This is a genomic window from Methylobacterium persicinum (genome assembly GCF_022179525.1).
Taxonomy (GTDB): domain Bacteria; phylum Pseudomonadota; class Alphaproteobacteria; order Rhizobiales; family Beijerinckiaceae; genus Methylobacterium; species Methylobacterium persicinum.
Genome location: NZ_BPQX01000025.1, coordinates 38,277 through 63,465, shown reverse-complemented (window position 1 = coordinate 63,465; position 25,189 = coordinate 38,277). Strand labels below are relative to the sequence as shown.

The window sequence follows — 25,189 nt, the reverse complement described above, 5'->3', positions numbered from 1 at the left end:
GGCGGACAGCGTGGCGGATGCGGCACATCGGAACGGGTCGGCAAGTCGTGGCGACGAGACGAGTGCGACAGGAAACGAACCTGCGGTGGCTGTCGGCGGTGTTCGCGCCGTGGATGGCCGGCCTTGGGCTGCTGGTCTCCTTCACGGCGAGCGCCGGTACGGAGAGCACGGTCGGCTCGGGCGTCCTCGGGGCTGCGGATGTCCGCCGCGCCGTGCCATCCCTGCCGGCCGGCACGGCGCTGATCGGCGCGGCCATCCGCCGGATCGGCGAGGATCCGATGCGACCCGAGCCCGTGGCCTTCTCCCGGGAATCCGGGTTGGCCATGTTGTTCGGCGACGTCACGGGGGGCGTCAGCGGCATGATGACGGCGGGGTCCGCCGTGTGGGATGCCGAGGCGGAGCCGGTCTCCGCCTTCGTGCCGGTCCCGGATCTCGGCCTGACGACGGGCGCGGGCAGCGCGGCCTCCACCGGCGCAGCCAGCGCCGACCTCACCGACGACGAGGACGGAGGGCGCGTCGACGGTTCGACCCCCGCGGTGCCGAAGGCCGTCGCCCTGTCATCGACCACACCGGCCCCGGCCGACGCCATTCCCGTTGAGATCACCGCCGCGAGCCTTATGATGCCGGACTACGCCCTGCGCAGCGGCACCGAGGCCGAGCCCGCCCCGTCCGACGAGGCCCGCAGCCGCTACGCCGACCTGATCGACCCCGAGGCCCAGGACAAGGAACAGCGCTGCCTCTCCGAGGCCGTGTATTTCGAGGCCCGCAGCGAGTCGGAGACCGGGCAGGCAGCGGTGGCCCAGGTCGTGCTCAACCGGGTGAAGAGCGGGCTCTATCCGCAGAGCATCTGCGGCGTCGTCTACCAGAACCGGCACCATTACATGGGCTGCCAGTTCTCCTTCGCCTGCGAGGGCCGCTCCCTGCGCATCTCCGATGCCGGGGCCTGGGCCAACGCGACCCGCGTCGCCCGCTCCGTGCTCGAGGGACGGACCTACGTTGCAGAGGTCGGTGGCGCGACCCACTACCACGCCGATTACGTGCGTCCGGGCTGGTCGCGCCGGATGCGCAAGCTCGACGTGATCGGCCGCCACATCTTCTACGGGTTGAAGCCGGGCCAGACCTGAGCAGGCCGATTTCCGACACCTCTTTTCAGTCCTCAAGCCCCCGCCCGGCACGCCCGGCGGGGGTTTTCTTGTTTGGATCGTCGCCTCGGCCACCCAAAGCTCAATTGGTTCCGCTCCTTCGGGAATAACAGTTAACAGGCGAATCGCGGGCCTCTACGCAGTCCGTCCCATAGATTAATTTTACTGTGATCCAGCTTATCGGTTGCTGCGAAGCTCGGATTACCGCTTCTTTGCGCGAGGATCGGGCGCGGATGGACTCCCGCCCGGATGTCAACTCGTGTTGTGAAGGTGGGAACGATGGCCGCGTCGGTCACCAGGACGTTCATGATTGCCGCTGCGTTGGGCGGCATGGCCTTCGCCGGGCCCGCCATGGCCGGCGGCTGCTACGGCGGCGAATGCTACCGCTACGCGGTGACCCCGCCGGTCTACGCCACCGAGCAGCAGAACGTGCTGGTCCGGCCGCCGCGCACGATCTACCGCACCGTTCCGCCGGTCTACGACACCGTCGAGGAGCGGGTGCTCGTCGCTCCCGGTGGACGGTTCTGGCAGGAGAGCCGTGGCCCCGGCGGCGAGCTGATCGGCTGCTGGGTCTCCACGCCGCCGCGTTTCGCCCTCCGCCGCAGGACGGTGCTGGTGCGCCCCGCCGAGACGGTGCCGGAGACCTTCCCGCCGGAATACGCCACGGTGAGCCGCCGGGTGCTGGTGGCCCCCGCGAGGGCGGGCTGGGTGCCGGTGGGCGGCTACGGCGGCCCTCTGGTCGGCTCGCTGCCGGATGCGCTGGGCATCACCGGCGCCAGCTCCGCCGATATCGGCGTGGGCCTCGGCTTCTCGCGCGGCAGCATCTACGACGGTTACTGAGAAACGGGCCGCCCGGATCGGGGATCCGGGCGGCTTGAATCCTGAGCCCCGCGGCGTACCTCCCCGGCAAGATCGGGAGGAACGGACGATGGGCACCTTCAAGGCGTGGGTGATTGAGAAGACCGAGGGCGGGCAGAGCCTCGCCTTCCGCGACTTCGACGAGGCCGACCTGATGGACGGCGACGTCACCGTCCGCGTCACCCACTCCACCCTGAACTACAAGGACGGTCTGGCCCTTACGGGCCGCTCGCCGGTCGTGCGCCGCTTCCCGATGATCCCGGGCATCGATTTCGCGGGCGTGGTCGAGACCTCTGGGCATGATGAGTACAAGCCGGGTGATCCCGTCGTATTGACGGGCTGGGGCGTGGGCGAGACGCATCTCGGCGCCTACGGTCAGAAGGCCCGGGTAAGGGGGGACTGGCTGGTGCCCCTGCCCGACGGGCTGACACCCGAACAGGCCATGGCGGTCGGCACGGCGGGCTACACCGCGATGTTGTGCCTGATGGCCCTCGACGCCCACGGGGTGAAGCCCTCGGACGGCCCCGCCCTCGTGACCGGTGCTTCGGGCGGCGTCGGGTCGGTCGCCGTGGCGCTCCTCGCGCGGGCAGGCTGGCATGTCATCGCCTCCACCGGGCGGACAGGAGAGGGCGATTATCTCAAGAGCCTCGGCGCTGCCGAGATCCTCGACAGGGCCGAGTTGGAGAAGCCCGGCCGTCCCCTCGGGAAGGAGCGCTGGGCGGCCGCCGTGGATGCCGTCGGCTCCCAGACGCTGGCCAACGTGCTGTCCATGACCAAGGCGGACGGGGCCGTCGCGGCCTGCGGTCTCGCCCAGGGCATGGACCTGCCGACCTCCGTCGCGCCCTTCATCCTCCGCGGCGTGTCGTTGCTGGGCATCAACAGCGTCACCACGCCCCGCGACAAGCGCCGGGCGGCCTGGGGCCGGATAGCCCGGGAACTCGACCTCGGCAAGCTGGCGGCGATGACCCGGACGGTGGAGCTGGAGGAGGTCGGGACGATGGGCGATGAGATCCTGTCCGGCCATGTCCGGGGGCGGACGGTGGTGCGGGTTGCCTGACGCCCGACGGACCCGCGCAACCGTAGCCCGGGCTTGCGTGTTGATGCTTCCATGAGCGTCGCATTCGTCAAAGAGCCCGAAGGTGGGGAAGCGTTCGAGAACCTCCCCGACCGGCCGATCTCCCCCCACACGAACTTCGTCACGCCGGAGGGCCTCCGGCAGATCGAAGCCGAGGTCGCCCGTCTAGAGAAGGAGGTCGGCTCCCTCGACCGCACCGATAAGGCCGAGGATTCCCGGATCGGGCGGGATCTGCGCTACTGGGTGGCGCGGAAGAACACCGCGCAACTCGTGGAGCCGATGGCGGGCGACACAGTGCATTTCGGCGCGACGGTCACGGTGGTCCGCGAGGACGATTCCGGCAAGGAAACCAAACAGACCTTCCGGATCGTAGGCGAGGACGAGGCCGACCCGCACAAGGGGTCGATTTCCTACGTCGCGCCCCTGGCCCGGGCGATCACCGGCAAGGTCGTCGGCGACGTGGTCGAGGTGAACGGCCACGAGGTCGAGATCGTCGAGATCAAGGCATAACAGGCTACTGTAGAGGTCCTGCGAAGTTGGGGAGGTTTCTCCCCGTCGATGACACCCTCATCGTCCTTCCGTTAGCTCAATCTACCTTCGAAGGCCGGACGGAGGGGCACGATCGCCCCCGCGACATGGTCCATGAAGGCGCGGATGCGGGCGGAGCGGCGCAGATCCTGGTGGGTCAGCACCCAGAGGTCGGCGCGGAGCTCCGGCTCGAGCTGACCGAGCCGCCGGAGGGTCGGGTCGGCATCCCCCTCGAAACAGGGCAGCGGCGCGATCCCGATACCCGAGGCGACGGCCTCACGCAGAGACGTCACCGCGTTGAGGCGAAGCACGATCCGCTCCGGCTGGGCGCGACCCTTCATGAAACGGTGGAACAGCCCCCCTGCCACGCCCTCCCGGAGGCCGATCCAGGCCTCGTCGGCGAGGGGACCATAGATCCGGTCGGCGCGACCGTAGACGGCCCAGGCGACGGCGGTGAGCCGGCGGCCGACGAGGGTCTCATCGGGGCCCCGGCTGGCCCGGATCGCGACGTCGGCATCCCGCCGGGAGAGGTTGAGGGTCTCGTCGGCGAGGATCAGGTCGAGGCGCACCGCCGGATACTTTTGTGAGAAGCTCGCCAGGATCGGCATGAGAAGCGTGCCGGCGAGGCCGGCCGGGGCCGTGACACGCAGGTCGCCGGCCACCTCCTCCGAGCCGCCGGCGACGGCGCGGGAGAAGGCCGCCACGTCGGTCTCGATGCGGCTTGCGGCCTCGATCATCGCCCGCCCCGCCGGGGTGGGGACGTAGCCAGCGCGGCCCCGCTCGAACAGCCGTGCGTCGAGGGCCTTTTCGATGGCGCCGAGGCGCCGGAATGCCGTGGAGTGGTCGATCCCGAGGAGTTCGGCGGCGCCCGTCAGGCCCCGGCGATCACCCACAGCCTTCACGAAGCGAAAGTCGTCCCAGCCGGGTTGCATGTCGCGTCCTTGCAAATCCGCAAGGACATTCTTGCGTCTTTTGGGCTTCCTGCAAGCGTCGGGAGGGGTGATCTGTGCCTGGTGGCGCCGCGCAGGCGCGTCGAACAAGGAGAGTCCGCCGTGGCCAAGATCCTCGTGCTCTATTACTCGACCTACGGCCATGTGGAGCAGATGGCCTACGCCGTCGCCGAGGGAGCCCGGGGGTCCGGAGCCGAGGTGGTGGTCAAGCGCGTGCCGGAACTGGTGCCGGAGGACGTCGCCCGGCAGAACCATTTCAAGCTCGACCAGCAGGCGCCTGTCGCCACCGTCGAGGAGCTGCCCCAGTACGATGGCATCATCTTCGGCACGCCCACCCGCTACGGCAACATGGCCTCGCAGATGAAGCAGTTCATCGACCAGACCGGCGGCCTGTGGATGAAGGGTGCGCTGGTCGGCAAGGTCGGCTCGGTCTTCACCTCCACGGCGTCCCAGCATGGCGGGCAGGAGACGACGCTCACCAGCTTCCACACGGTGCTTTTCCACCACGGCATGGTCGTCGTGGGCCTGCCCTACGCGTTCCAGGGCCAGGGCGGCGTCGAGGCGGTGAAGGGTGGAACCCCCTACGGCGCCAGCACCATCGCCGACAGCGACGGCTCCCGCCAGCCGAGCCAGATCGAGTTGGATGGCGCCCGCTTCCAGGGCCGCCACGTGGCGACCATCGCGGGCAAGCTGGCCTGACCGGCACGCTCATACACCGCCCATCGACGCGGGCAGATCGCAGCGATCCCGGGACGTCATGCAGGGGCAGGGAAACGCCGCTGCCCCGGGGTCGCCCCGCGATGGTCGCGATGACGGACGGTGTGGCGGAACATCGCGGACAAGAAAAAAGGCTCGGATTTCTCCGAGCCTCGAAAGGTTGAAGGCCGTATGGGGGCTGAGTGGCCTTCCTAAGCCGATAAACGGGATGTCACCCCGGTTGTTCCATGGACGCCGGCAAAAAATTCAGCGGGGGGCCGCGGCCCGGACGAGGCGGTCGCGGATCGCTTCACCGAGACCATCGGGCGGGATGGGTGCCACGGCGATGGTCGGTGCTCCCGACGCATCGAGTTCGCGCAACGCACCGAACAGCCGGGCCGCCGCTTCGGCGGGATTGCCGGCGGGGCTGAGGTTCAGGCGGGCGCGGGCGGTCTCTTGGCCCTCGGGCAGGAAAGAGCCGAACAGCAGCAGCGCCTCGCCGGGCGCCACGCGGGTCACGTCCAGGCGCACCCGGGCATTCGGCGCGTAGTGGGAGGCGAGGAGCCCGGGCCCGACGGGGGCCTCGGCGTCGGTGGTTTCTGGGCCTGCAGGGTCGTAGCCGAGGATAGCGCGCAGGCGGTCCCGGGTGATGCCACCCGGTCGCAGGAGCCGCGCCGGCCCGGCGAGGCAGGCGATGACGGTCGATTCCAAGCCCACCTGGGTATCGCCCCCATCGAGCACCGCGGCGATACGGCCGTCGAGGTCCGCCAGAACGTGGGCGGCACGGGTCGGACTCACCCGGCCGGACCGGTTGGCCGACGGCCCCGCGAGGGGGCGGCCGAAGGCGGCCAGCAGGGCGCGGGTGGCGTCGTCGTCCGGAACCCGCAGGGCCACGCTCGGGAGGCCCGCGCGGGCAAGGTCGCACACGCGGGTCTCCGCCGAGGCGGGCACGACCAAGGTGAGGGGGCCTGGCCAGAAGGCGTCCGCGAGGCGGCTCGCCTCGTCCCCGAACACCCCCTGGATCCGCGCCGCCGCCGCATCGTGGACGTGGGCAATGAGGGGATTGAAGCTCGGGCGTGCCTTGGCGGCGTAGATCCCGGCCACGGCCGCCGGGTCGGTGGCGTCGCCGCCAAGCCCGTAGACCGTCTCCGTCGGGAAGGCGACGAGGCCGCCGGCGCGCAGGATCGCCGCCGCCTCGGCGATGCCGGCGTCGTCCGGCCTCAGCAGCTTGGTCCCGGCCGGGACCGTTGACCCCGGATCACTCATGCGGGATGCCATCTCCGGCGGCGTCGCGCCGCCTCGCGGGTTCGGATGACCTTCGCCCTAGCGCCGGCCGCGGGGCGGGGTCAAACTCGCCGTACGATGCCGGGAGGACCTTGGATGAGCTACCGCGCCCCCGTTGCCGAGATACTGTTCACCCTGCGCCACGTGGCGGGGCTTGGGGGCGTCGATCCCGAGGACGCGCAGGCGATCCTCACCGAGGCCGGGCGTCTCGCCGCCGACGTGCTGGCGCCCCTCAACAGGGTCGGCGACCGGCATGGGACGCCCTTCGCCGCAGGGCGGGTCACAACCCCGCCGGGCTGGCGGGACGCCTATGCCACCTTCACCGCGGGGGGCTGGAACGGCCTTTCGGCGGACCCCGACTACGGTGGACAAGGTCTGCCGAAGGCCTTGGATGCGGCCTGCGCCGAGATGTGGAACGGCGCAAACCTCGCCTTCGGCCTTTGCCCCCTTCTGACGCAGGGCGGCATCGAGGCACTGGCGACCCACGGCTCGGAGGAGCTGAAGGCGCGGTACCTAGACAAGCTCGTGTCGGGGGAATGGCCCGCGACCATGAACCTGACCGAGTCCCAGGCCGGCTCGGACCTCGCCCTCCTCAGGACCCGGGCGGAGCCGGTGGGTGACGGCACATATCGGATCACCGGCGCGAAGATCTACATCACCTACGGCGAGCACGACCTTTCGGAGAACATCGTCCACCTCGTCCTCGCCCGGCTGAAGAATGCGCCCGCCGGCACGCGGGGCATCTCCCTTTTCCTCGTGCCGAAGATCCTGCAGGACGGGTCGGCGAACGATCTCCGGTGCTCCGGGATCGAGCACAAGCTCGGCATCAATGCGTCGCCCACCTGCTCCATGGCCTTCGGCGACGACGGCGGCGCCACCGGCTGGCTGATCGGCCAGGAGAACAAGGGGCTGGCCTGTATGTTCACGATGATGAACGCGGCCCGGCTCATGGTCGGGGTGCAGGGCGTGGGCGTGGCCGAAGCCGCGACGCAGAAGGCGTCGGCCTACGCCGCCGAGCGCCGCCAGGGGAAGGCGATCGGTGCCGCTGAGGCGACGAGCCCGATCATCGCCCACCCCGATGTCCAGCGCATGCTGCTGACGATGAAGGCCTACACGGCGGCGGCGCGGGGCATCTGCTATCTCACCGCCGCGGCCCTCGACGCCGCCCACGGGCCGGAGGGACGGGCGGCCCATGACCGGGCCTCGCTGCTGACGCCGGTCGCGAAGGCCTTCTCCACCGATCTCGCCAACGAGGTGACCTCGCTGGGCGTGCAGGTGCATGGCGGAATGGGCTTCGTCGAGGAGACCGGCGCGGCGCAGTTCATGCGCGATGCGCGCATCCTCGGCATCTACGAGGGCACCAACGGCATCCAGGCCATCGACCTGACCGGGCGCAAGCTCCCCCTGAACGGCGGAGCCACGGTGCGGGCGCAGATCGCCTGGATGCGCCGGGCCGCCGAGGGCCTACTGAAGAGCCCCGAACCGGCCTTCGGGCACATGGCGGCCCGCCTGCGCGGGGGAGTCGAATCCCTCGACCGGGCGACGAGCCATCAGCTGGCCGCCCTGGCCTCGAACCGGCCGGAGGCGGCGCTCGCGGGGGCGGCGCCGTACCTGCGGCTGTTCGGGCTGACGCTGGGTGGGGCCTGCCTCGCCCGGACGGCCCTCGCCGCGGCGGCGGCGCGGAAGGCGGGGGAGACGGATCCCGCCCATGCCGGCCGGATCGCCCTGGCTCGCTTCTATGCGGAGAACCTGCTTCCGGCCTCGGGCGGCCTGGAGGAGGCCGTGCTCGCGGGCGGCAGCTTCACCGAGGAGGCCGCCCTGGCGCTGGCGGTATGAACGACCGGTTGGCCACCGCAGGGCCGGAAGAGATGTCGGGAACGGAAGCGGCGAGGGCACACACGATGACCGATCACGTCACAATCAGCGACGGCAGGAACGGCGTGCGCCTCGTCGTCATCGACCGGCCGCAGAAGAAGAACGCCCTGACCGGTGCCATGTACGATGCCATGCGCGTCGCCCTGGAGGAGGCCGACGCCTCGGCGGCGATCCGCGCCGTGGTCTTTGCGGGCCAGCCGGGCATGTTCAGCGCCGGCAACGACCTGTCCGACTTCCTCGCCCAGCCCGAGCGGGGCTTCAGCGACAAGCCGGCCCTGCGTTTCATCCGTCAGCTCGCCCGGACCGAGACCCCCCTGGTCGCGGCGGTGGACGGCGTCGCCGTGGGGATCGGCGCGACCCTGACGCTCCATTGCGACCTCGTCTACGCAAGCCCGGTGGCCCGGCTGCGCATGCCGTTCGTGGAGCTCGGCCTCGTGCCGGAGGCCGCGTCGAGTTACCTGCTGCCCCTCCGGGTCGGCCGGCTGAAGGCGACGGAGCTGCTGCTCCTGTCCGAGACCCTGGATGCCGACGCCGCCCACGCCCTGGGCCTCGTGAACGCCGTGATGCCGGCCGACATGCTGCTGGACCATGCCCTGGCCCAAGCGGCCCGGCTGGCGGCCCTTCCGCAGGGAGCGCTCGCCGCCTCGCGGAGGCTCATCCGCGGCGACCGGGACCGGGTCGAGGCGGCCCTCGAGGCCGAGGCGAAGGCCTTCGACGCGCAACTGCAATCGCCGGAATCGCGGGAACGGCTCCAGGCCTTCCTCTCGCGAGCGAAGCCGGCCTCCGCGCTGTGACGGCGCCCGATCTCAGCCAGAAGATCTGCCTCGTGGCGGGAGCCTCCAGGGGTGTCGGGCGCGGCCTTGCTCAGGCGCTGGGGGAGGGCGGGGCGACGGTGGTCGTCACCGCCCGGTCGAGCGAGACCGGGCCGCGGACCGAGATGCGCGGGGAGGCCATTGAGGACACCGCCCGCATGGTGGATCTCGCCGGGGGGAGGGGCCACCACTACCTCTGCGACCACCGCTCGGAGCGGGCGACGGACGAGATGGTCCACTGGGTCCTGCGGCGCTTCGGACGGATCGACGTCACCGCCTGCGCCGTCTGGGGCGGGAACGAAGGGTTCGACGGGGAGCGATTCGCCGACGGCACGCCCTGGGGCACCCCGTTCTGGCGCCGCTCTGCCGAGCCCTATCTCGCCCTCATGCAGGCGGGACCCTTACCTGCCCTGCTCCTGGCCCGGGCGGTGGCGCCAGCCATGGTCGCTGCCCGGTCGGGTCTCCTCGCCCTGGTCTCCTTCGGAACGGACGACGCCTATCTCGGCGACGTCTATTACGATGCGGCCAAGGCGGCCACGAACCGCCTTGCCTTCGCCCTCGGGCAGGAACTCGGACCCCACGGGGTCACGGCCCTCGGCCTCTCCCCGGGGGCGGTCGCCACCGAGCGGGCCCGGGAGATCGGCCGCGACGGGCCGGGCAGCGAGACCCCCCTCTATGCCGGCCGCGCCCTCGCGGCGCTGGCAGCCGACCCCGACGTGGCAGCCCGGGCGGGGCAGGTCCTCCATGTGGGCGACCTTGCGAGCCGGTACGGTTTCACCGACGTGGATGGGGGGCGTCCCGGCCGCCTTCACGTCGAGGCTTGACGCCCTCCGCGCAAAACGGCCTCAATTCCGGCCTAGGTGGTCTAAAGTCAGGGGCGGCATGGTGTCCGGGGAATTGTCTTCCCCGGTGGCCCCACCGGTGAGGCACAGATGAACCGCAAGTCGGACGTGAACACGGCTCCGCGGGTATTGCTCGTGTTTCCGAAGTTCTACGAAAACTCGATGTGGAACTTCAAGGAGGCGATGGAGATCCAGGGGGCCAAGGCCGCCGCTCCGCCGCTGGGCCTTATCACCCTCGCCGCCATGCTGCCCGAGACGTGGCAGATCGGCCTCCTGAACGCCAATTGCGAACCCCTCACCGACGAGGCGATCCGCGGCGTCGACCTTGTGATGACCGGCGGCATGCTCCCCCAGGAGCCGGATTGCCTCGAGATCATCGAGCGTTGCCGCACCCTGGGCACGCCGGTCTGCGTCGGCGGCCCGGCGCCGACCTCGACACCGGAGGTGTACGACCGGGCGGACTTCGTCGTCGCGGGCGAGGCGGAGGGAATCCTTCCCGAATTCGTCGCCGCCTGGGAGCGGGGCGAGCGGACGGGTCGTTTCACCGCCGTCAAGTTCAAGGCGGACGTCACGAAGAGCCCGATTCCCCGGTTCGACCTGCTGACCTTCAGCCACTACCTTTATATCGGCGTGCAGTTCTCCCGCGGTTGTCCGTTCACTTGCGAGTTCTGCGACATCATCGAGCTGTACGGCCGGGCCCCGCGGACCAAGACCACGCCGCAGATGCTCGCCGAACTCGACCGCCTGTTCACCCTGGGCTACCGGGGCCACGTCGATTTCGTGGACGACAACCTCATCGGCAACAAGAAGGCGATCAAGCTCTTCCTGCCCCACCTGATCGCGTGGCAGGAGGAGCGCGGATACCCGTTCAAGTTCTCCACCGAGGCGTCCTTGAACCTCGCGGACGACGACGAACTCCTGGACCTGATGCGGCGGGCGAACTTCTTCGCCTTGTTCACGGGGATCGAGACGCCCGACGAGGCGACGCTGATCCAGACGCAGAAGAAGCAGAACACCCGCCGCTCGATCGCCGAGAGCGTGCACAAGCTCTACGCCGCGGGGATGTTCGTCACCGCGGGCTTCATCGTCGGCTTCGACAGCGAGACCGACAGCATCACCAAGGCCATGTCCACCTGCATCGCCGATACGGGCATTCCGATCGCCATGGTCGGCCTGCTGTTCGCGTTGCCGAACACGCAGCTCTCCCGCCGCCTGCGCCGGGAAGGACGCCTTTACGAGAATTACGCCGTCACCACGTCCGACCAGGGTGACCAGTGCACCCAGGGCCTGAACTTCGTGACCCTCCGCCCCCAGCGCGACGTGCTCTCCGACTACCGGGGCGTGCTGGAAGACATCTACGATCCCAAGGCCTTCTTCGACCGGGTGCGCGAACTCGGGCGCCTGCTCGACCGGCCGAGCTTCGCGGCACAGAAACTCCGCTGGGGCGCCGTCGCCAAGGACCTCGTGGCTCTGACGCGGATCATGTGGCGGGTCAGCGTGCGCCGGCCGGAACTCGCCAAGCACGCCTGGAGCGTCTTCTTCGACACCGCCCGGCGCAACCCGGCGGCCCTGGAGGCTGTGGTCACGAACATCGTGATCTACCTCCACGTCTACCCGTTCTCCCGCTACGTCATGCGCGAGATCGATTCCCGGATCGCGGAGATCGACGCCGGCCGATGGACGCAGCCGCCTGTGCTGCCCCCCGGGGAGGAAGCCGCCACCGGCCGGGTCGGGAAGGCGGCCGTGGAGCGTCTCGCCGCCGTCGCCTGACCGTCCTAGACTGGGGTTGTGCGATCAGAAAGTCGTGACCGGGGCCTGTCGCGCAGGCCCCGGTCTGCGCTCGCCCGTTGCACCGTGCCGTGACAAATTGTCAGCCCGCAGCTAAGCTTCGACGAACTCGCGCTGACGAGGGCGAGCCGGGAAGCAGTCAGGAGGTCTGAGAGTTCATCGATGGCAGGCCAGAAGACGGACCAGCGCGACGTGTATATCGGTCAGCGCATCGCCGAGCAGCGGCGGAAGGCCTCCCTGACCCAACGCCGGGTGGCGCAGAGCTTCGGCATGTCCGCAGCGCAGCTTCAGAAATACGAAAAGGGGACGAACCGCATTAGTGCGGTCCACCTCGACATTTTCTCGCGGATGATCGGCGTGCCGATGGAATACTTCTTCCGTGGTATGCCCCAGTCCGAAGAGGGTATGCCGGACGGTTTCGCCGAGGAGGCGCAGACCCCCCTGGCCGAAGGCGGCCTCGTCGGGTTGGCCGATCTCGTCGGTCGGCACATCAACGAGACCTATCCCGACGAGACACGGCGCAACATCGCCGCCGCCGTCCACATGCTGGAGCGGCGGCTCCGCACCTGAGCGGCGGCAGATCAGGCGCTATGGCAAGAGGCGCCGTCCTGTAAAACGAACGGATCCGGCCAATCGGCTTGACCATCCGCTATGCCGGTGGGACAAGCCGGCCGGCAAGAAGGGCGGGGCCGGACAGGTCGAGCCCCCGGCACCCGAAGGCGGCGAGACGACCGATGGCGCGTTCAAACTACCTCTTCACCAGTGAATCCGTGTCCGAAGGGCATCCCGACAAGGTCAGCGACCGGATCTCCGACACGGTCGTGGATGCCTACATCACCGCGATGCCGGAGGCCCGGCTCGGTGTCGAGACGCTGACCACCACCAACCGCGTCGTCATCGCCGGCGAGGTCCGCGGCCCCGATTCGGTGACCTTCAAGGACCTGGAGGAGCTGACCCGCGAGGCCGTGAAGGACATCGGCTACGAGCAGGACGGCTTCCACTGGAAGAACAACGACGTGCAGATCTACCTGCACGCCCAGTCCGCCGACATCGCCCAGGGCGTGGACGCGGCCGGCAACAAGGATGAAGGGGCTGGCGACCAGGGCATCATGTTCGGCTATGCGTCGGACGAGACGCCCGAGCTGATGCCGGCGCCGATCTTCTACGCCCACAAGATCCTCAAGGACCTCGCCGACGCCCGCAAGGGCAAGGCCGGCGACGCCGCCAAGCTCGGGCCCGATGCCAAGAGCCAGGTGACGGTGCGTTACGAGAATGGCCGCCCCGTCGAGGTGACGCAGATCGTCCTCTCGACGCAGCATCTCGACGAATCCCTCGATTCCGCCGACGTGCGCGCCATCGTGGAGCCCTATATCCTCAAGGCCCTGCCGCAGGGCTGGGTGAACGAGGGCACCGTCTGGCACGTCAACCCGACCGGCAAGTTCGTCATCGGCGGCCCCGATGGCGATTGCGGCCTCACCGGGCGCAAGATCATCGTGGACACCTACGGCGGCGCGGCGCCCCACGGCGGCGGCGCCTTCTCGGGCAAGGACCCGACGAAGGTGGACCGTTCGGCCGCCTACGCCGCCCGCTACCTCGCCAAGAACGTGGTGGCTGCGGGCCTCGCCTCCCGGGCGACGATTCAGCTGTCCTACGCCATCGGCGTGTCCAAGCCCCTGTCGATCTACGTCGACCTGCACGGGACCGGGAAGGTGGACGAGGCGAAGCTCGAATCCGTCCTGATGGACGCCATCGACCTCTCGCCCCGGGGCATCCGGACGGCGCTTGGCCTGAACAAGCCGATCTACGCCCGCACCTCGGCCTACGGCCATTTCGGGCGGGCCCCCGACGCGGATGGCGGCTTCTCCTGGGAGCGCACCGACCTCGCCGACAAGCTGCGTTCGGCCCTCGCCTGACCCTGCCATGACCGGGAGGGCGGAAGTCCCTCCCGACCTGGAGGGCGGATACGGCGAAGCGGAGGAGGCGGATCGCGCCTTCTTCGGCCGGCGCAAGGGCAAGCGCCTGCGGGGAGCCCAGGAAGATCGCCTCGAGAGCCTGCTTCCTACCCTGCGGATCGATCTTCCGCCGGGGGGAGGCCGGATCGAGCCGCGAAGGCTCTTCTCGCAGATGGGGACCGGGCCGGAGGAGATCTGGCTCGAGATCGGTTTCGGGGGCGGGGAGCATCTCGCCGCGCGGGCGGCGGCTCATCCGCAGATCGGCTTCATCGGCGCCGAGGCCTTCGTCAACGGGGTGGTGAAGCTCCTCGCGGAGATCGAGGCCCGGGACTTGCGCAACGTGCGTGTCCGGGATGGGGACGTGGCCCCGCTCCTCGCACGCCTGCCGGATGCCTGCCTCGGGCAGGTCAGCCTTCTCTATCCCGATCCCTGGCCCAAGCGCCGCCAGCGGAAGCGCCGCTTCGTCTCTGACGAATCCCTCGCCCAGATCTCCCGGCTGTTGAAGGATGGCGGCACGTTCCGCTTCGCCAGCGACATCGACGACTATGCCGGATGGACCTTGGCGCGGGTCGCCCGGTCGCCGGACCTGCACTGGACGGCGGCTTCGGCGCGGGATTGGCTCACCCCGTTCCCCGGTTGGCCCGGCACCCGCTACGAGGCGAAGGCCCTGGCCACCGGTCGGCGCCCCACCTACCTGGAATTCGTGCGCCGTCCGCGCTGACTGGTTTTCACAGCACCCTCGTCCTTGCGAGCGGAGCGAAGCAATCCCGGGACACACCACGTCCCACGCGCCGGATCGCGTCCCGCCACCCACAGGAAACGCGCGGAGACGAACGGCCCGGCGGATTTCCCCGTTCGATTTGCCGTGACAACGTCAGTGCGCGAAAAGGCCAGCCTTGCCGCCGCCACGCTTGGGCCCCATCCTTGGGCTGCGGGGTGGCTGGATCTTGTGGCGGTTCGGGACGCTTCATGTCGGCCGGGTCGCGCGTCCAAGGGTTCCTGGCGTGACGGGAAGGACTAAGCACGATCCAAGGGGTAGCGACGTGTGCCGCCTGGCATTCGAAGGCGCTCTCGTGGGGCTCGCCCACCTGTCGGACGATGGGGCGACGGTGCTCGCCGCCAACCCGGCACTCCACGCGCTTCTGGCGCGTCCCTCGGGGAGCCTCGACGGCGCCCCGGCGACCGACCTCGCCCGGGATCCGGCGGCGCTGCACTCCGGCATCCGGGTCTGGGAGCGGGCGGACGGGAACGAGATCGACGTGCGGGTGAGGCGTTCCGGCGAGACTCTCGTCGTCGAAGCGGTGGACCCCGACGAGGCGGCGCATTCCGAGGCGAACCGCGACGCGATGGCCGCCGCCGGCCTCGGCGAGTGGCGCTGGGACAGGGCCAGCGGCTCCGTCACCCTCTCCCACCGGGCGGCGCGCATCCTCGGCCAGCCGCCGGGCCGGTCCGTCACATGGGGGGTCCTCCGGCCCTTCCTCGTGGAACCCGAACGGGTCTCCCGCCTCATCGCCGAAGCCGTCGAGCGCCTTGAGCCCTACCGGTTCGAGACGCATCTCGCCATCGAAGGGCGGGGGATCGTGGTGCAGGTGAGCGGTCAGGCCCTGACCGACGAGGCCGGAACGTTCAGCGGCATGGTCGGTGTGGTGCAGGACATCACCACGCGGATCGAGACTCGCAGCGAGCTGCTCGCCCACGCGCACCGCCTGCGGGCCGCGACGGCGGTGGCCAAGCTCGGCATCTTCGACTGGCACATGCTCGACGACCATGCGGTCTGGGAGAACGACCGCATGTACGAGATCTTCGGGCACGCGCCCGAGGACGGGACCATCGGCAAGACCGACTTCCTGAGCGGCATCCTCCACCCCGACGACCGGCCGGCCGTCCGCAAGGCGATCTCGGCCGCCCTGAGGGAAGACCGCGACCTGCACATCAGCGGCCGCATTCGCCGCAAGTCGGACGGGGCGTGGCGCACCATCGACATGGCCGGCCGGTTCGAGCGCGACGCCCCGGACCGCCTGCCCCGGCGCCTCATCGGCGTGGTCGCCGACGTCACCGACCGCCGCCTCGCGGAGGAGCGGCAGACCCTGCTGATCCGCGAACTGCACCACCGGGTGAAGAACACCCTGGCGACGGTGCAGGCCATCGTCGGCTCCACGGCCCGCACCGCGACCGATATCGACAGCTTCTACGAGGCCTTCGTCGGCCGCATCAAATCCCTGGCCCACACCCATTCGGTTCTCACCGAGGCCACGTGGCAGACGGCGTCCCTCACCGGGCTCCTCGTCAACGAGCTTCGGCCCTATGCCGAGGTGGCGGAGGCGGGGGGCGAGGACGGGCGCGTCGTGCTTGAAGGGCCGCCCATCGATCTGCCCTCCGACATCGCCGTGCCGGTGGGCATGGCGATCCATGAGCTCACCACCAACGCTGCGAAGTATGGGGCGCTTTCGAACCGCACCGGCCGCGTCACCGTCAACTGGGATCTCGAGCCCGGCGGCCCGGCCGGCACCCTGCGCCTCACTTGGCGCGAGAGTGGCGGCCCGACCGTCGAGCCGCCCCGCCGCCAGGGCTTCGGCTCGCGGCTCCTGCACCGGGTGCTGATCACCCAGGTTCAGGCCGAGGTGATCACCGACTATTCGCCCGACGGGTTCTCCCTCACCATGCGGGCGCCCCTGCCGCCGCGGAACGCGAGCCTGAACCCCCTGGCGTGAGCCAGCCGGGGCCGGGCGGACCCTCCTTCGCGCCCGCTGCCTCGGGGGGGGAAACGTCCGACCCTCCACCGGAGAAGCTCGGGTCCGCCCCCGCCCGGACGTGTCGGACCCGGGGGCGCCATTGACTTCGCACCCGCACAGCCGCATATCGGCGGTGCAGCGTCAGCGACCGCATCGCCGGATCGCCTGAGGGGGCTGCGTGACGGACGGGCTTGAGCGCCGCGGTCCGGCCCCCCTCTTCATAACGTGCATGCACCCGGACGGCCCCATCACGCGGGCTTTCCCCACTCGACGGATCGCCCTTACGGCGCCGCCCATCGTGCGGCGCGGCCGATCCTGCTGCGACGGATACCGACTTGACCCAATTCTCCGATTTCGGACTCGCTCCGCCCGTGCTCCGGGCGCTCGAGGAGGCCGGCTACACCACGCCGACGCCGATCCAGGCGCAGGCCATCCGCCCCGCCATGGAAGGCCGCGACCTCTGCGGCATCGCCCAGACCGGCACCGGCAAGACCGCCGCCTTCGCCCTCCCGATCCTCCACCGCCTGAGCCTCGAAGACCGTCGGCCGCCCCGCCGGGGCTGCCGGGTGCTCGTGCTGTCCCCCACCCGTGAGCTCGCCAACCAGATCGCCGACTCGTTCTCCGATTACGGCAAGCACCTGCGCTACACGAACACCGTGGTGTTCGGCGGCGTCACCATCGGCCGCCAGGAGCGGGCGCTGGCGCCGGGCGTCGATATCCTCGTCGCCACGCCGGGGCGGCTGATCGACCTTGTCGACCGACGCTCCCTGACCCTGGAAGGCGTCGAGATCCTCGTGCTCGACGAGGCCGACCAGATGCTCGACCTGGGCTTCATCCACGCCCTGAAGCGCATCGTGCGGATGCTGCCCTCGAAGCGCCAGAGCCTGTTCTTCTCGGCCACCATGCCGAAGAACATCGCCGGGCTCGCGGCCCAGTATCTCGATGATCCGGTTCAGGTCGCGGTGACGCCCGTCGCCACCACGGCCGAGCGCGTCGAGCAGCAGGTGATCTTCGCCCATACCGGCGCGAAGCAGGCACTCCTCGCCCACATCCTGCGCGATCCGGCCATCGACCGGGTGCTCGTCTTCACCCGCACCAAGCACGGCGCCGACCGGGTGGTGCGCGGCCTCGACAAGTCCGGCATCGCCGGCGCCGCCATCCACGGCAACAAGAGCCAGCCCCAGCGCGAGCGCGCCCTCCAGGCGTTCCGCGACGGCGAGTGCCGGGTGCTCGTCGCCACCGACATCGCCGCCCGCGGCATCGACGTCGATGGCGTCAGTCACGTGTTGAACTTCGACCTGCCGAACGTGCCGGAGAGCTACGTCCACCGGATCGGCCGCACGGCCCGCGCCGGCAAGGATGGGCTGGCCATCTCGTTCTGCAACGACGAGGAGCGCGCCTACCTCCGCGACATCGAGCGGCTGACCCGCCAGAAGGTGCCGGTCGTGGGCTTCCCCGAGGGATTTGTGGCCCCGTCCGGCGAGGCGGCGGCCGAGATCGCCCGTGAGGAATCCCGCCGGCCCCCGCGCCAGCAGCAGCCCCGCGGCGCCCGCCCGCAGGAAGGGCGCGGTCGCCCCAGCCAGGGCCGTCCGCAGCAAGGCCGACCGCAGCAATCGGGTCGTCCGCAGCAGGGTCGCCCCGAGGGCGGTCGTGGTACCGGCGGCCAGGGTGCCGGACACGGGCAGGGCCGTCCCGCCCAGGGCGGCCGGCCGGCTCAGGCCCGCGACGGCCAGGGCCGCGATGCCCGTCCGCAGCAGCCCCGTTCCGGCCGGGACAACCGTCCCCGCCAGGGTGACGCGGCGGGCCGCGGCGGCAACGATGGCCGCAGCATCGGCTGGCTCGACCGCGCCCCGCGCTCGTAAACGACCCGTCTTCCGACGGGCCGCATCGACCTTATCTTGAGGCCATCCGGCCGCGATGCGTTCCGCGTCGCGGCCGTTTTTGTGGGAGATGGTGATGCGCTTTGAGATTTACCGGGATGCCGGCGGCGAATGGCGCTGGCGCCTGCGCGCCCGCAACGGCGAAACGATCGCCGACTCGGGTGAGGGCTATGTCCGCCGCGAGGATTGCGAGCACGGCATCGCCCTCGTTCGACAGAGTGCCGAGGCGAAGATCGAGGACATGACGACGAAGATCGCCTAAGCCTCGCCCCCAAGCTCCCGCCGTCATTGCGAACGATGCGAAACGGTTCTGGGACGCCACATTCTATCTGGCCTTCCCAGCGCCGCACCGCCTCGCTCGCGATGACGCAGCGGGTGACGTTACCCGAACATTGACCCGACGTGCCCGTGCGTCCCGTGTCGTCCTGCGGTATGGTGCCGGTTCGGCACGGCGGGCGTCAGATCCGGCTGGCCGCGAGGAAACGCGGACCATTCGCCATGAACGATATCGCCGAGCGCGCGGCGCAGGCGCGGACATCGCGCGACCTCTGGCAATCGATCCCGCTCGATTGCATCCTGTGCGCCTTCTTTGTGTTCGCCGCGGCGGGGCTTACCCTGGCCGGGGTGTTTCCCTGAGGGCGGTCATGCAGGTCTCCGGCACAGCAGCCCAGGGCGACGAGGAAGCGCCCCAGGGCGACCTCACCGTGCGCACTATTGCCATGCCCGCCGACACCAACGCGAACGGCGACATCTTCGGCGGCTGGGTGCTGTCGCAGATGGATCAGGCGGGGGGCATCGCGGGCGTCGAACGGGCCCACGGCCGGGTCGTCACCGTGGCCGTCGACGCCATGACGTTCATCCGTCCCGTCTCGGTGGGCGATGTGCTCTGCGTCTACACGCGGGTGTCGCATGTCGGCCGGACCTCCATGAAGATCGAGGTCGAGGCCTGGGCGCGCCGCTTCCGCACCCAGCATCGGGAACGGGTGACGCGGGCGACCTTCACCTTCGTCGCCATCGACGACGAGGGCCGCCCGCGCCCGATCCCTACTTGATCACGCCACAGGCGATCCGGTCCCCCGCCCCGCCGATCGGCTGGGTGGTGTAGTCGTCCTCGTTGGCGTGGATGATGAGCGCCGAGCCGTCGCCGTCCTTGAGGCCGCCCTCACCGGTCAGCGCGGTCTCCGATGACACCTCGGCATTGGCCGAGCCGTCCTGATTGGCGAAGATGTTGGGCAAGTCGCCCTCGTCCGGCCCGTCCGGATTCAGAAGGCCATGCTTGCTCTGATCGTGGTTCACATGGGCCTTCGAGTTCATGAATTTGGGATCGGAGCAATCGCCCACCGCGTGGAAATGGATCCCATGCCAGCCGGGCGGGAGACCACCGGGCTGGATGGTCACACGCATGACCAGCGTGTTCGCACCATCCCGGATCGAGAGCTTGCCGATCGTATCGCCCTTGGCGTTCTTGATCGGGCTCTCGTAGTTCTCCGGCGCGGCGGCTTTGGCGGGGTCTTTGGCTGGTTCCTGCGCGAAGGCTGCGCCTGCGGTCAGGGTTCCCAGCAGCGCGAGCAGCGTCAGCGTGCGTGTCATGCAATGGCCCTCTTGTCTGGTCGCGGTTAGGTAGGGGTCGCAGGCGGCGCCGACAGGGCCAGGGTGACTCCGTCGCCGCGAGACCGGAGAGCGATGACCCGCGAGCGCCAGAGGGCGGACCTGTTCCTGGTGGAGCACGGCCATTTCGAGAGCCGGGCGAGGGCACAGGCCGCCATCCGTGCCGGGCTCGTGCGGGTGGACGGTCGCGTCCTCGGCCGGGCCTCGGAGATGATCGCCCCCGGCGCCCGGGTGGAGGCCCAGGCCGCCCATCCCTTCGCCTCCCGTGGCGGGCTCAAGCTCGCCGCCGCCCTCGATGCCTTCGGGATCGATCCGGCCGGTCTGCCCTGCCTGGACGTCGGCGCGTCGACGGGCGGCTTCACCGACGTGCTGCTCACCCGGGGGGCGGCCCATGTGCATGCCGTCGACGTCGGCCGGGACCAGCTGCATCCGCGCCTGCGCGGAAATCCGCAGGTGACGAGCCTCGAAGGTAGGGACATCCGCCACCTCGACCCGGCGAGCCTCGATCCGCGTCCCCGCCTCGCGAGTGTCGATGTGAGCTTCATCTCCCTGCGCCTCGTCCTGCCGGCCCTGTGGCCGCTCCTGGCGCCCGGCGCCACGCTGGCGGCGCTTATCAAGCCGCAATTCGAGGCGGGGCGCGAGCGGGTCGGCCGGGGTGGGATCGTCCGTGACGCTCAGGTCCACGCGGAGGTCTGCGCCGCGGTGCGCACCCAGCTTGAAGACCGGGGTGCGGCGATCCTCGGCCTGATCCCGTCGCCCGTCGAAGGCGGCGACGGCAACACCGAATTCCTGATTGGGGCGAAGCTGCCGTGAACGAGAGCATCGAGATCCTGCGCCTGGGCGCCCGGGGCGACGGGATCGCCCAGGACGGCACCATCGTGCCCTTCACCCTGCCCGGCGAGCGCGCGGAGATCCGCCGGGAGGGGCAGCGCGGGGAGGTTGTCGCTTTGGAACGCGCCGCACCGGAGCGGGTGGAGCCCTTCTGCCCCTACTTCATGCGCTGCGGCGGCTGCCGCACGCAGCACCTGTCCCGGGAGGCGGAACTCGCCTGGAAGGGTGGGATCGTCGCGGGCGGTCTCGCCCAGGCGGGTCTCCCCGTGGCGCCCGAGCCGGCCATCGACGCCCACGGGGCAGGCCGGCGGCGGATCACCCTGCATGTCCGGCACGTGGACGGCGCGACGGTAGCCGGGCTGATGGAAGCCCGCAGCCATTCCATCGTCGCCCTCGACCATTGCCCCATCACCGTGCCGGCCCTGCGCCGGGCGCCGGAGATCGCCCGCGTCCTGGCCGTCCCGGTCGGCGGTGGGCGCAAGCCCCTGGACGTGGCCGTGACGGAGGTCGACCAGGGGCTCGATGTCGATCTGCGCGGTCATGGCCCGGTCTCGCCGGGGGTTCACGCGGCCCTCGTGCGCCTTGCGGGGGAACTCGGGCTCGCGCGCCTGTCCCTCCACGGGGAGAGGCTGATGGAGGCGCAGCCGGTCACGGTCTCGGCCGAGGGCATCCGGCTCTATCCCCAGTCGGGCGGCTTCTTGCAGGCCACGGCGGACGGGCAGGCCGCCCTCACACGCCTCGTCATGGAGGCGATGGGCCCCCGGGTCCGGCGGGTGGCGGATCTGTTCTCGGGTTGCGGACCCCTGGCCCTGGCGATGGCGGCGAAGGCCTCCGTCCACGCGGTGGAGGGTGAGGCGGCGGCCCTAGCAGGGCTCGACCGGTCGGCCCGGGAGGCGAACGGCCTCAAGCGGATCACCACCGAGCGGCGTGACCTGTTCCGCCGCCCGCTCCTGCCGATCGAACTCAACGCCTACGACGCGGTGGTGTTCGATCCGCCCCGGGCGGGCGCCGAGGCGCAGGCCAGGCAACTCGCCGCCTCGCGGGTGCCCCTCGTCGTCGGCGTGGCCTGCGATGCCGGCACCTTCGGGCGGGACGGGGCGATCCTGGCGGCGGGGGGCTACCGGCTCGAACAGGTCACACCGGTCGATCAATTCCGCCATGCCGGGCATGTCGAGATGGTCGGCGTGTTTCGCCGAGAGAAGGCCCGACGCTGAAGCCTCGCGCAACCACCAGGGGAATCGAACGTTTTTCCACAGACGGAGACACGACGATGCCCCGGACAACCCTCATCCTGCTGCTCGGTGCCCTTCTCGTTCCAGGGGCCGCCTTCGCTCAAGGGCTCGTGGCGCCCGACCAGACCGGGACCGGAGGCGGTCCCGGCACGACCATCACCGCCCCCTACACGAACCACCTCGGCGTCACGAAGCCGCCGGGCACCTCGCTCGGCCCCGGCGAGGTGGAATCCCCGCGGGAGAGGCGGGAGGACCGGGGCCTGTCGAAGCGGATCGAGAAGAGCATCTGCGACGGCTGCAACTGAACGTTGCGCATGCGGTCGGTGCCCGGGGCGGATGCTCCGCGGACCGGCCCGCTGTCACGGAACCTTCAAGAAACGGCGCCACATGCGCTCGGCCCCTTGCACCGCACGCCCGCCTGCGGGATGCGGGGCCGTCCCTCGACGCCGTGTCCCTGAAGAGATTCCCGCGTGATCTTCATCCACCAGCCCGTGACGGAGGCCGGGCATCATTTGCTCGAGCGCCGGGCCGTCAATCTGCAGGACGTCATCCCCGAAGACACCCTCTGGCTCGACCTCATCCGGCCCACCCGGGAGGAGGAACTGAAGGTCGAGGAATTCGCCGGGATTGAGGTGCCGACCCGGGAGGAGATGAAGGACATCGAGCCGTCCGAACTGCTCTACGTCGAGGATGGGGCCCGGTATATGACCGGCCGCGTCCTGTCGAAGGTCAGCGAATCGGAGGATCCGGGCCTCGCGGGCATCACCTTCATCCTGCGGGGCAACCGCCTCATCACCGTCCGGCACGAGGAGCCCCAGGCCTTCCGCATGTTCGCCCAGCGGGCGGGGCGGGCGACGAGCGGGCAGAACCAGTCGGTCGTGGCCTCCGGTGACGCGATCCTCGCCGGCCTGATCGAAGCGGTGATCGACCGGGCCGCGGACGTCCTCCAGCTTCAGGGTGAGCGGATCGACCGCCTGTCGGGCTCGATCTTCGAGGTGCAGGACGACCCCAGCGCCCGCAACACCGCCCTCCAGGACACCCTGCGGGCGCTCGGCCGGCACGGGGACCTCATCTCGAAGCAGCGCGAGAGCCTCGTCTCCATGGAGCGGATCCTGCTCTCGCTCTCGGCGACCTACCGTACGAATAAGGCCCCCCGGGATCTGCGCGAGGACGTGCGCTCGACCCTGCGCGACCTCCAATCCCTGGAGGAGCACGCCACCTTCCTCTCGACCAAGATTCAGTTCCTCCTCGACGCGACCCTCGGTCTCGTGAACCTGGAACAGAACAACATCATCAAGTTGTTCTCGGTCATGGCCGTGGTGTTCATGCCGCCGACGCTGATCGCGTCGATCTACGGCATGAACTTCAAGACCATCCCGGAACTCGACTGGTCCTTCGGCTATCCGATGGCGGTGGTGATGATGGTGGTGGCGGCCGTGCTGCCCTATGCCTTCTTCCGCTGGAAGAAATGGCTGTAGGCACCGTCGGCCGACCCCGGATCCCGCCGCCGGCCCTCAGGCCATGGTGATGTATTCGCGCAGAGCCTGATGCTCGGCCTCGACGGTGGCGATGCGCTTCGCCACCACGTCGCCGATCGACACGATGCCGACGAGGCGCCCGTCCTCGCAGACGGGGAGGTGGCGGAAGCGCCCGTTGGTCATCAGCGCCATGACATCCTCGATCGTGGCGGACCGGTTGCAAGTCGTCACGTGGGCCGTCATGTGGTCGCTGACCGGCGCATCGAAGGTGGCGGCACCCAGTTGCGCCAGGGCGCGCATGATGTCCCGCTCCGACACGATGCCCGCCACCGTACCGTCGGCATGGGCCACGACGAGGGCGCCGATGCGCTTCTCGGCGAGACTATGGATGACATCTCCAAGAGTCTTGTCCGGGCTCACCGTGGCCACGGAATGCCCCTTCTCCGACAGGATACGCGCGACGGTCATCGATCCCTCCCTGCAAGCCGGTGGGCACGCCGTCAGCCCGGCGCGCCGGTTGCGCCAGTGCGGGCCGGGTTGATCCCGGCTTCCTCGATTGACCGCGAGTGTGTGGCCGATCCCCCGGTCTGGCAAGGCCGGTCGTCAGTGTCCGGCGGGGATCTTCCGGTCGAGGAGGGGAAAGAGCGCGAAGCCGGCGATGAAGCCGCCGAGATGTGCATCCCAGGCGATGGCGGCCGTCTCGGCCCCCAGGGGGAGGCTGACGAGGCCGAAGAGCAGGTTGGTCACGAGCCAGATCGCGAGGAACGCCACCACGGTCCGGTTGCGCAAGAGTTCCGGAATGGTCTCGGCCCGGCGATGCGGGGCGATCTGCCAGGGGGGACCGCCATAGGCGGAAGCCGGGGGCTGGAAGACGAAGCGGGCCGCCGCCGCCATCAGGGCGGAGATGCCCGCGGAGGCGCCGACCAGGGGCGTGGCGCTCAAGGGATCAATCAGGACGTGCAGTAGGCCGCCGGCGACGATCCCGGCGAGGGCGAGGGCGCCGTAGCGCCACGCCCCGCAGCGCCGGGCGACCGGCGTACCGAAGGCCGCCAGCCACACGCTGTTGAAGATCACATGCATCCATGAGCCGTGGAGCAGGGCGTAGGTCGCCAACGTCCAGGGCTCGAGGCTCTGCTGGCCCGTGACGTAGCGGGCGAAGGCCTCGCGCATCGCCCCGGTCTCCGCGTCGCCGGAGACCGCGGCCTGGATCACCTCCAGCGCCCGCGCCGGATCGAACCACACCGTCCAACGGGCCGGCACGAGGGCGAGGTCGAGGACGACCTGGATGTCGAGCACCTCCGAGAGCAGGTACTCGCGAATCGCCTGGATCGCGAAAAGCACGCCGATCGATACCGTCACGACCCCCGGCATGTTGAAAACCGGGGCGCGGCTCTGGCGCGGGAAGTCGGGGGAGGCGTCCATCGCCTCCACATGTTGTCACGCGGGTGCCGGCGGCAAGCCCGACAGGCCCTCGCAAGCTCGGCAATGAGCCGTTTCCGGTCCTATCTGCTTATGCTGGTTGTGTTGTGTCGGCGTGCACAGGCTGCGGTAGCGATCAACCTTAACCAAAGCTCAATTCGCCGGATGCATCGGCCGGACCGAGGGCATAGTGATTGCGGAAAGGGC

At 70.0% G+C, this 25,189-nt stretch carries 26 protein-coding genes; 21 read left to right on the top strand and 5 right to left on the bottom strand.

Annotated elements, in window-relative coordinates:
* Positions 1-47 precede the first annotated feature (47 nt).
* The 4 genes from MFF22_RS10830 (at position 48) to greA (ending at position 3,585) form a co-directional block, all read left to right on the top strand.
* Positions 48-1,124, top strand: a complete 1,077-nt coding sequence (locus tag MFF22_RS10830; protein ID WP_442412697.1) for a cell wall hydrolase — start codon at positions 48-50, stop codon at positions 1,122-1,124.
* A 297-nt stretch (positions 1,125-1,421) separates the two neighbouring features.
* Positions 1,422-1,982, top strand: coding sequence for a hypothetical protein (locus MFF22_RS10825; RefSeq protein ID WP_238248978.1), 561 nt, complete (start codon positions 1,422-1,424; stop codon positions 1,980-1,982).
* Between the two features lie 88 nt (positions 1,983-2,070).
* Positions 2,071-3,057, top strand: coding sequence for an acrylyl-CoA reductase (NADPH) (acuI, locus tag MFF22_RS10820; RefSeq protein ID WP_238248977.1), 987 nt, complete (start codon positions 2,071-2,073; stop codon positions 3,055-3,057).
* Between the two features lie 51 nt (positions 3,058-3,108).
* A complete protein-coding gene (gene greA, locus MFF22_RS10815) occupies positions 3,109-3,585 on the top strand; it encodes a transcription elongation factor GreA (RefSeq protein WP_238248976.1) in 477 nt (158 codons plus the stop codon).
* Between the two features lie 71 nt (positions 3,586-3,656).
* On the opposite strand, the gene MFF22_RS10810 is transcribed toward greA, so the two are convergent.
* Positions 3,657-4,535, bottom strand: coding sequence for a LysR family transcriptional regulator (locus MFF22_RS10810; protein ID WP_238248975.1), 879 nt, complete (start codon positions 4,533-4,535; stop codon positions 3,657-3,659).
* Between the two features lie 120 nt (positions 4,536-4,655).
* On the opposite strand from MFF22_RS10810, the gene wrbA reads away from it, so the two are divergent.
* Complete coding sequence (gene wrbA, locus MFF22_RS10805) at positions 4,656-5,252, top strand: NAD(P)H:quinone oxidoreductase (protein ID WP_238248974.1); 597 nt, start codon at positions 4,656-4,658, stop codon at positions 5,250-5,252.
* Positions 5,253-5,516: 264 nt separating this feature from the next.
* Here wrbA and MFF22_RS10800 read toward each other — a convergent pair whose 3' ends face one another.
* The gene (locus MFF22_RS10800) at positions 5,517-6,515 is read right to left on the bottom strand and encodes an L-threonylcarbamoyladenylate synthase (RefSeq protein ID WP_238248973.1); all 999 of its coding nucleotides are present in this window, start codon (positions 6,513-6,515) and stop codon (positions 5,517-5,519) included.
* A gap of 114 nt (positions 6,516-6,629) precedes the next feature.
* On the opposite strand from MFF22_RS10800, the gene MFF22_RS10795 reads away from it, so the two are divergent.
* The 12 genes from MFF22_RS10795 to yciA all read left to right on the top strand — a co-directional run bounded on the left by MFF22_RS10795 (position 6,630) and on the right by yciA (position 19,466).
* Entirely contained in the window at positions 6,630-8,369 is a 1,740-nt protein-coding gene (locus MFF22_RS10795; RefSeq protein WP_238248972.1) for an acyl-CoA dehydrogenase family protein, read from the top strand.
* A 65-nt stretch (positions 8,370-8,434) separates the two neighbouring features.
* Positions 8,435-9,202: an enoyl-CoA hydratase-related protein gene (locus MFF22_RS10790; protein ID WP_238248971.1), complete on the top strand. Its 768-nt coding sequence runs from the start codon at positions 8,435-8,437 to the stop codon at positions 9,200-9,202.
* A 32-nt stretch (positions 9,203-9,234) separates the two neighbouring features.
* Entirely contained in the window at positions 9,235-10,044 is an 810-nt protein-coding gene (locus tag MFF22_RS10785) for an SDR family NAD(P)-dependent oxidoreductase (RefSeq protein WP_238248991.1), read from the top strand.
* Positions 10,045-10,152: 108 nt separating this feature from the next.
* Entirely contained in the window at positions 10,153-11,832 is a 1,680-nt protein-coding gene (locus MFF22_RS10780; protein ID WP_238248970.1) for a B12-binding domain-containing radical SAM protein, read from the top strand.
* A 180-nt stretch (positions 11,833-12,012) separates the two neighbouring features.
* The gene (locus MFF22_RS10775; protein WP_238248969.1) at positions 12,013-12,420 is read left to right on the top strand and encodes a helix-turn-helix domain-containing protein; all 408 of its coding nucleotides are present in this window, start codon (positions 12,013-12,015) and stop codon (positions 12,418-12,420) included.
* A gap of 164 nt (positions 12,421-12,584) precedes the next feature.
* A complete protein-coding gene (gene metK, locus MFF22_RS10770; RefSeq protein ID WP_238248968.1) occupies positions 12,585-13,763 on the top strand; it encodes a methionine adenosyltransferase in 1,179 nt (392 codons plus the stop codon).
* 7 nt (positions 13,764-13,770) lie between these two features.
* On the top strand, positions 13,771-14,523 hold the full coding sequence (trmB, locus tag MFF22_RS10765; RefSeq protein ID WP_238248967.1) for a tRNA (guanine(46)-N(7))-methyltransferase TrmB: 753 nt from the start codon (positions 13,771-13,773) through the stop codon (positions 14,521-14,523).
* 322 nt (positions 14,524-14,845) lie between these two features.
* Positions 14,846-16,513 (top strand): sensor histidine kinase, encoded by a 1,668-nt coding sequence (locus MFF22_RS10760; protein WP_238248966.1) that lies wholly within the window; start codon positions 14,846-14,848, stop codon positions 16,511-16,513.
* A 356-nt stretch (positions 16,514-16,869) separates the two neighbouring features.
* The gene (locus MFF22_RS10755; protein WP_238248965.1) at positions 16,870-18,396 is read left to right on the top strand and encodes a DEAD/DEAH box helicase; all 1,527 of its coding nucleotides are present in this window, start codon (positions 16,870-16,872) and stop codon (positions 18,394-18,396) included.
* 94 nt (positions 18,397-18,490) lie between these two features.
* The gene (locus tag MFF22_RS10750; RefSeq protein WP_238248964.1) at positions 18,491-18,676 is read left to right on the top strand and encodes a YegP family protein; all 186 of its coding nucleotides are present in this window, start codon (positions 18,491-18,493) and stop codon (positions 18,674-18,676) included.
* A gap of 236 nt (positions 18,677-18,912) precedes the next feature.
* Positions 18,913-19,050: a hypothetical protein gene (locus MFF22_RS10745; protein WP_238248963.1), complete on the top strand. Its 138-nt coding sequence runs from the start codon at positions 18,913-18,915 to the stop codon at positions 19,048-19,050.
* A gap of 8 nt (positions 19,051-19,058) precedes the next feature.
* Entirely contained in the window at positions 19,059-19,466 is a 408-nt protein-coding gene (yciA, locus tag MFF22_RS10740; protein WP_238248962.1) for an acyl-CoA thioester hydrolase YciA, read from the top strand.
* On the opposite strand, the gene MFF22_RS10735 is transcribed toward yciA, so the two are convergent.
* The gene (locus MFF22_RS10735) at positions 19,459-20,004 is read right to left on the bottom strand and encodes a superoxide dismutase family protein (protein ID WP_238248961.1); all 546 of its coding nucleotides are present in this window, start codon (positions 20,002-20,004) and stop codon (positions 19,459-19,461) included. The genes yciA and MFF22_RS10735 overlap by 8 nt on opposite strands.
* Before the next feature lie 93 nt (positions 20,005-20,097).
* On the opposite strand from MFF22_RS10735, the gene MFF22_RS10730 reads away from it, so the two are divergent.
* The 4 genes from MFF22_RS10730 (at position 20,098) to MFF22_RS10715 (ending at position 23,563) form a co-directional block, all read left to right on the top strand.
* Positions 20,098-20,835, top strand: a complete 738-nt coding sequence (locus tag MFF22_RS10730; protein WP_238248960.1) for a TlyA family RNA methyltransferase — start codon at positions 20,098-20,100, stop codon at positions 20,833-20,835.
* Complete coding sequence (locus MFF22_RS10725; RefSeq protein WP_238248959.1) at positions 20,832-22,067, top strand: class I SAM-dependent RNA methyltransferase; 1,236 nt, start codon at positions 20,832-20,834, stop codon at positions 22,065-22,067. The genes MFF22_RS10730 and MFF22_RS10725 overlap by 4 nt, the downstream gene beginning before the upstream one ends.
* Before the next feature lie 56 nt (positions 22,068-22,123).
* Positions 22,124-22,390 (top strand): hypothetical protein, encoded by a 267-nt coding sequence (locus MFF22_RS10720; protein ID WP_238248958.1) that lies wholly within the window; start codon positions 22,124-22,126, stop codon positions 22,388-22,390.
* 165 nt (positions 22,391-22,555) lie between these two features.
* A complete protein-coding gene (locus MFF22_RS10715; protein ID WP_238248957.1) occupies positions 22,556-23,563 on the top strand; it encodes a magnesium transporter CorA family protein in 1,008 nt (335 codons plus the stop codon).
* Between the two features lie 36 nt (positions 23,564-23,599).
* Here the strand turns inward: MFF22_RS10715 and MFF22_RS10710 are convergent, their stop codons facing one another.
* Both MFF22_RS10710 and MFF22_RS10705 read right to left on the bottom strand, forming a co-directional pair.
* Positions 23,600-24,031, bottom strand: a complete 432-nt coding sequence (locus MFF22_RS10710; RefSeq protein WP_238248956.1) for a CBS domain-containing protein — start codon at positions 24,029-24,031, stop codon at positions 23,600-23,602.
* A 135-nt stretch (positions 24,032-24,166) separates the two neighbouring features.
* Positions 24,167-24,985, bottom strand: coding sequence for a rhomboid family intramembrane serine protease (locus MFF22_RS10705; RefSeq protein WP_238248955.1), 819 nt, complete (start codon positions 24,983-24,985; stop codon positions 24,167-24,169).
* Positions 24,986-25,189: the final 204 nt, after the last annotated feature.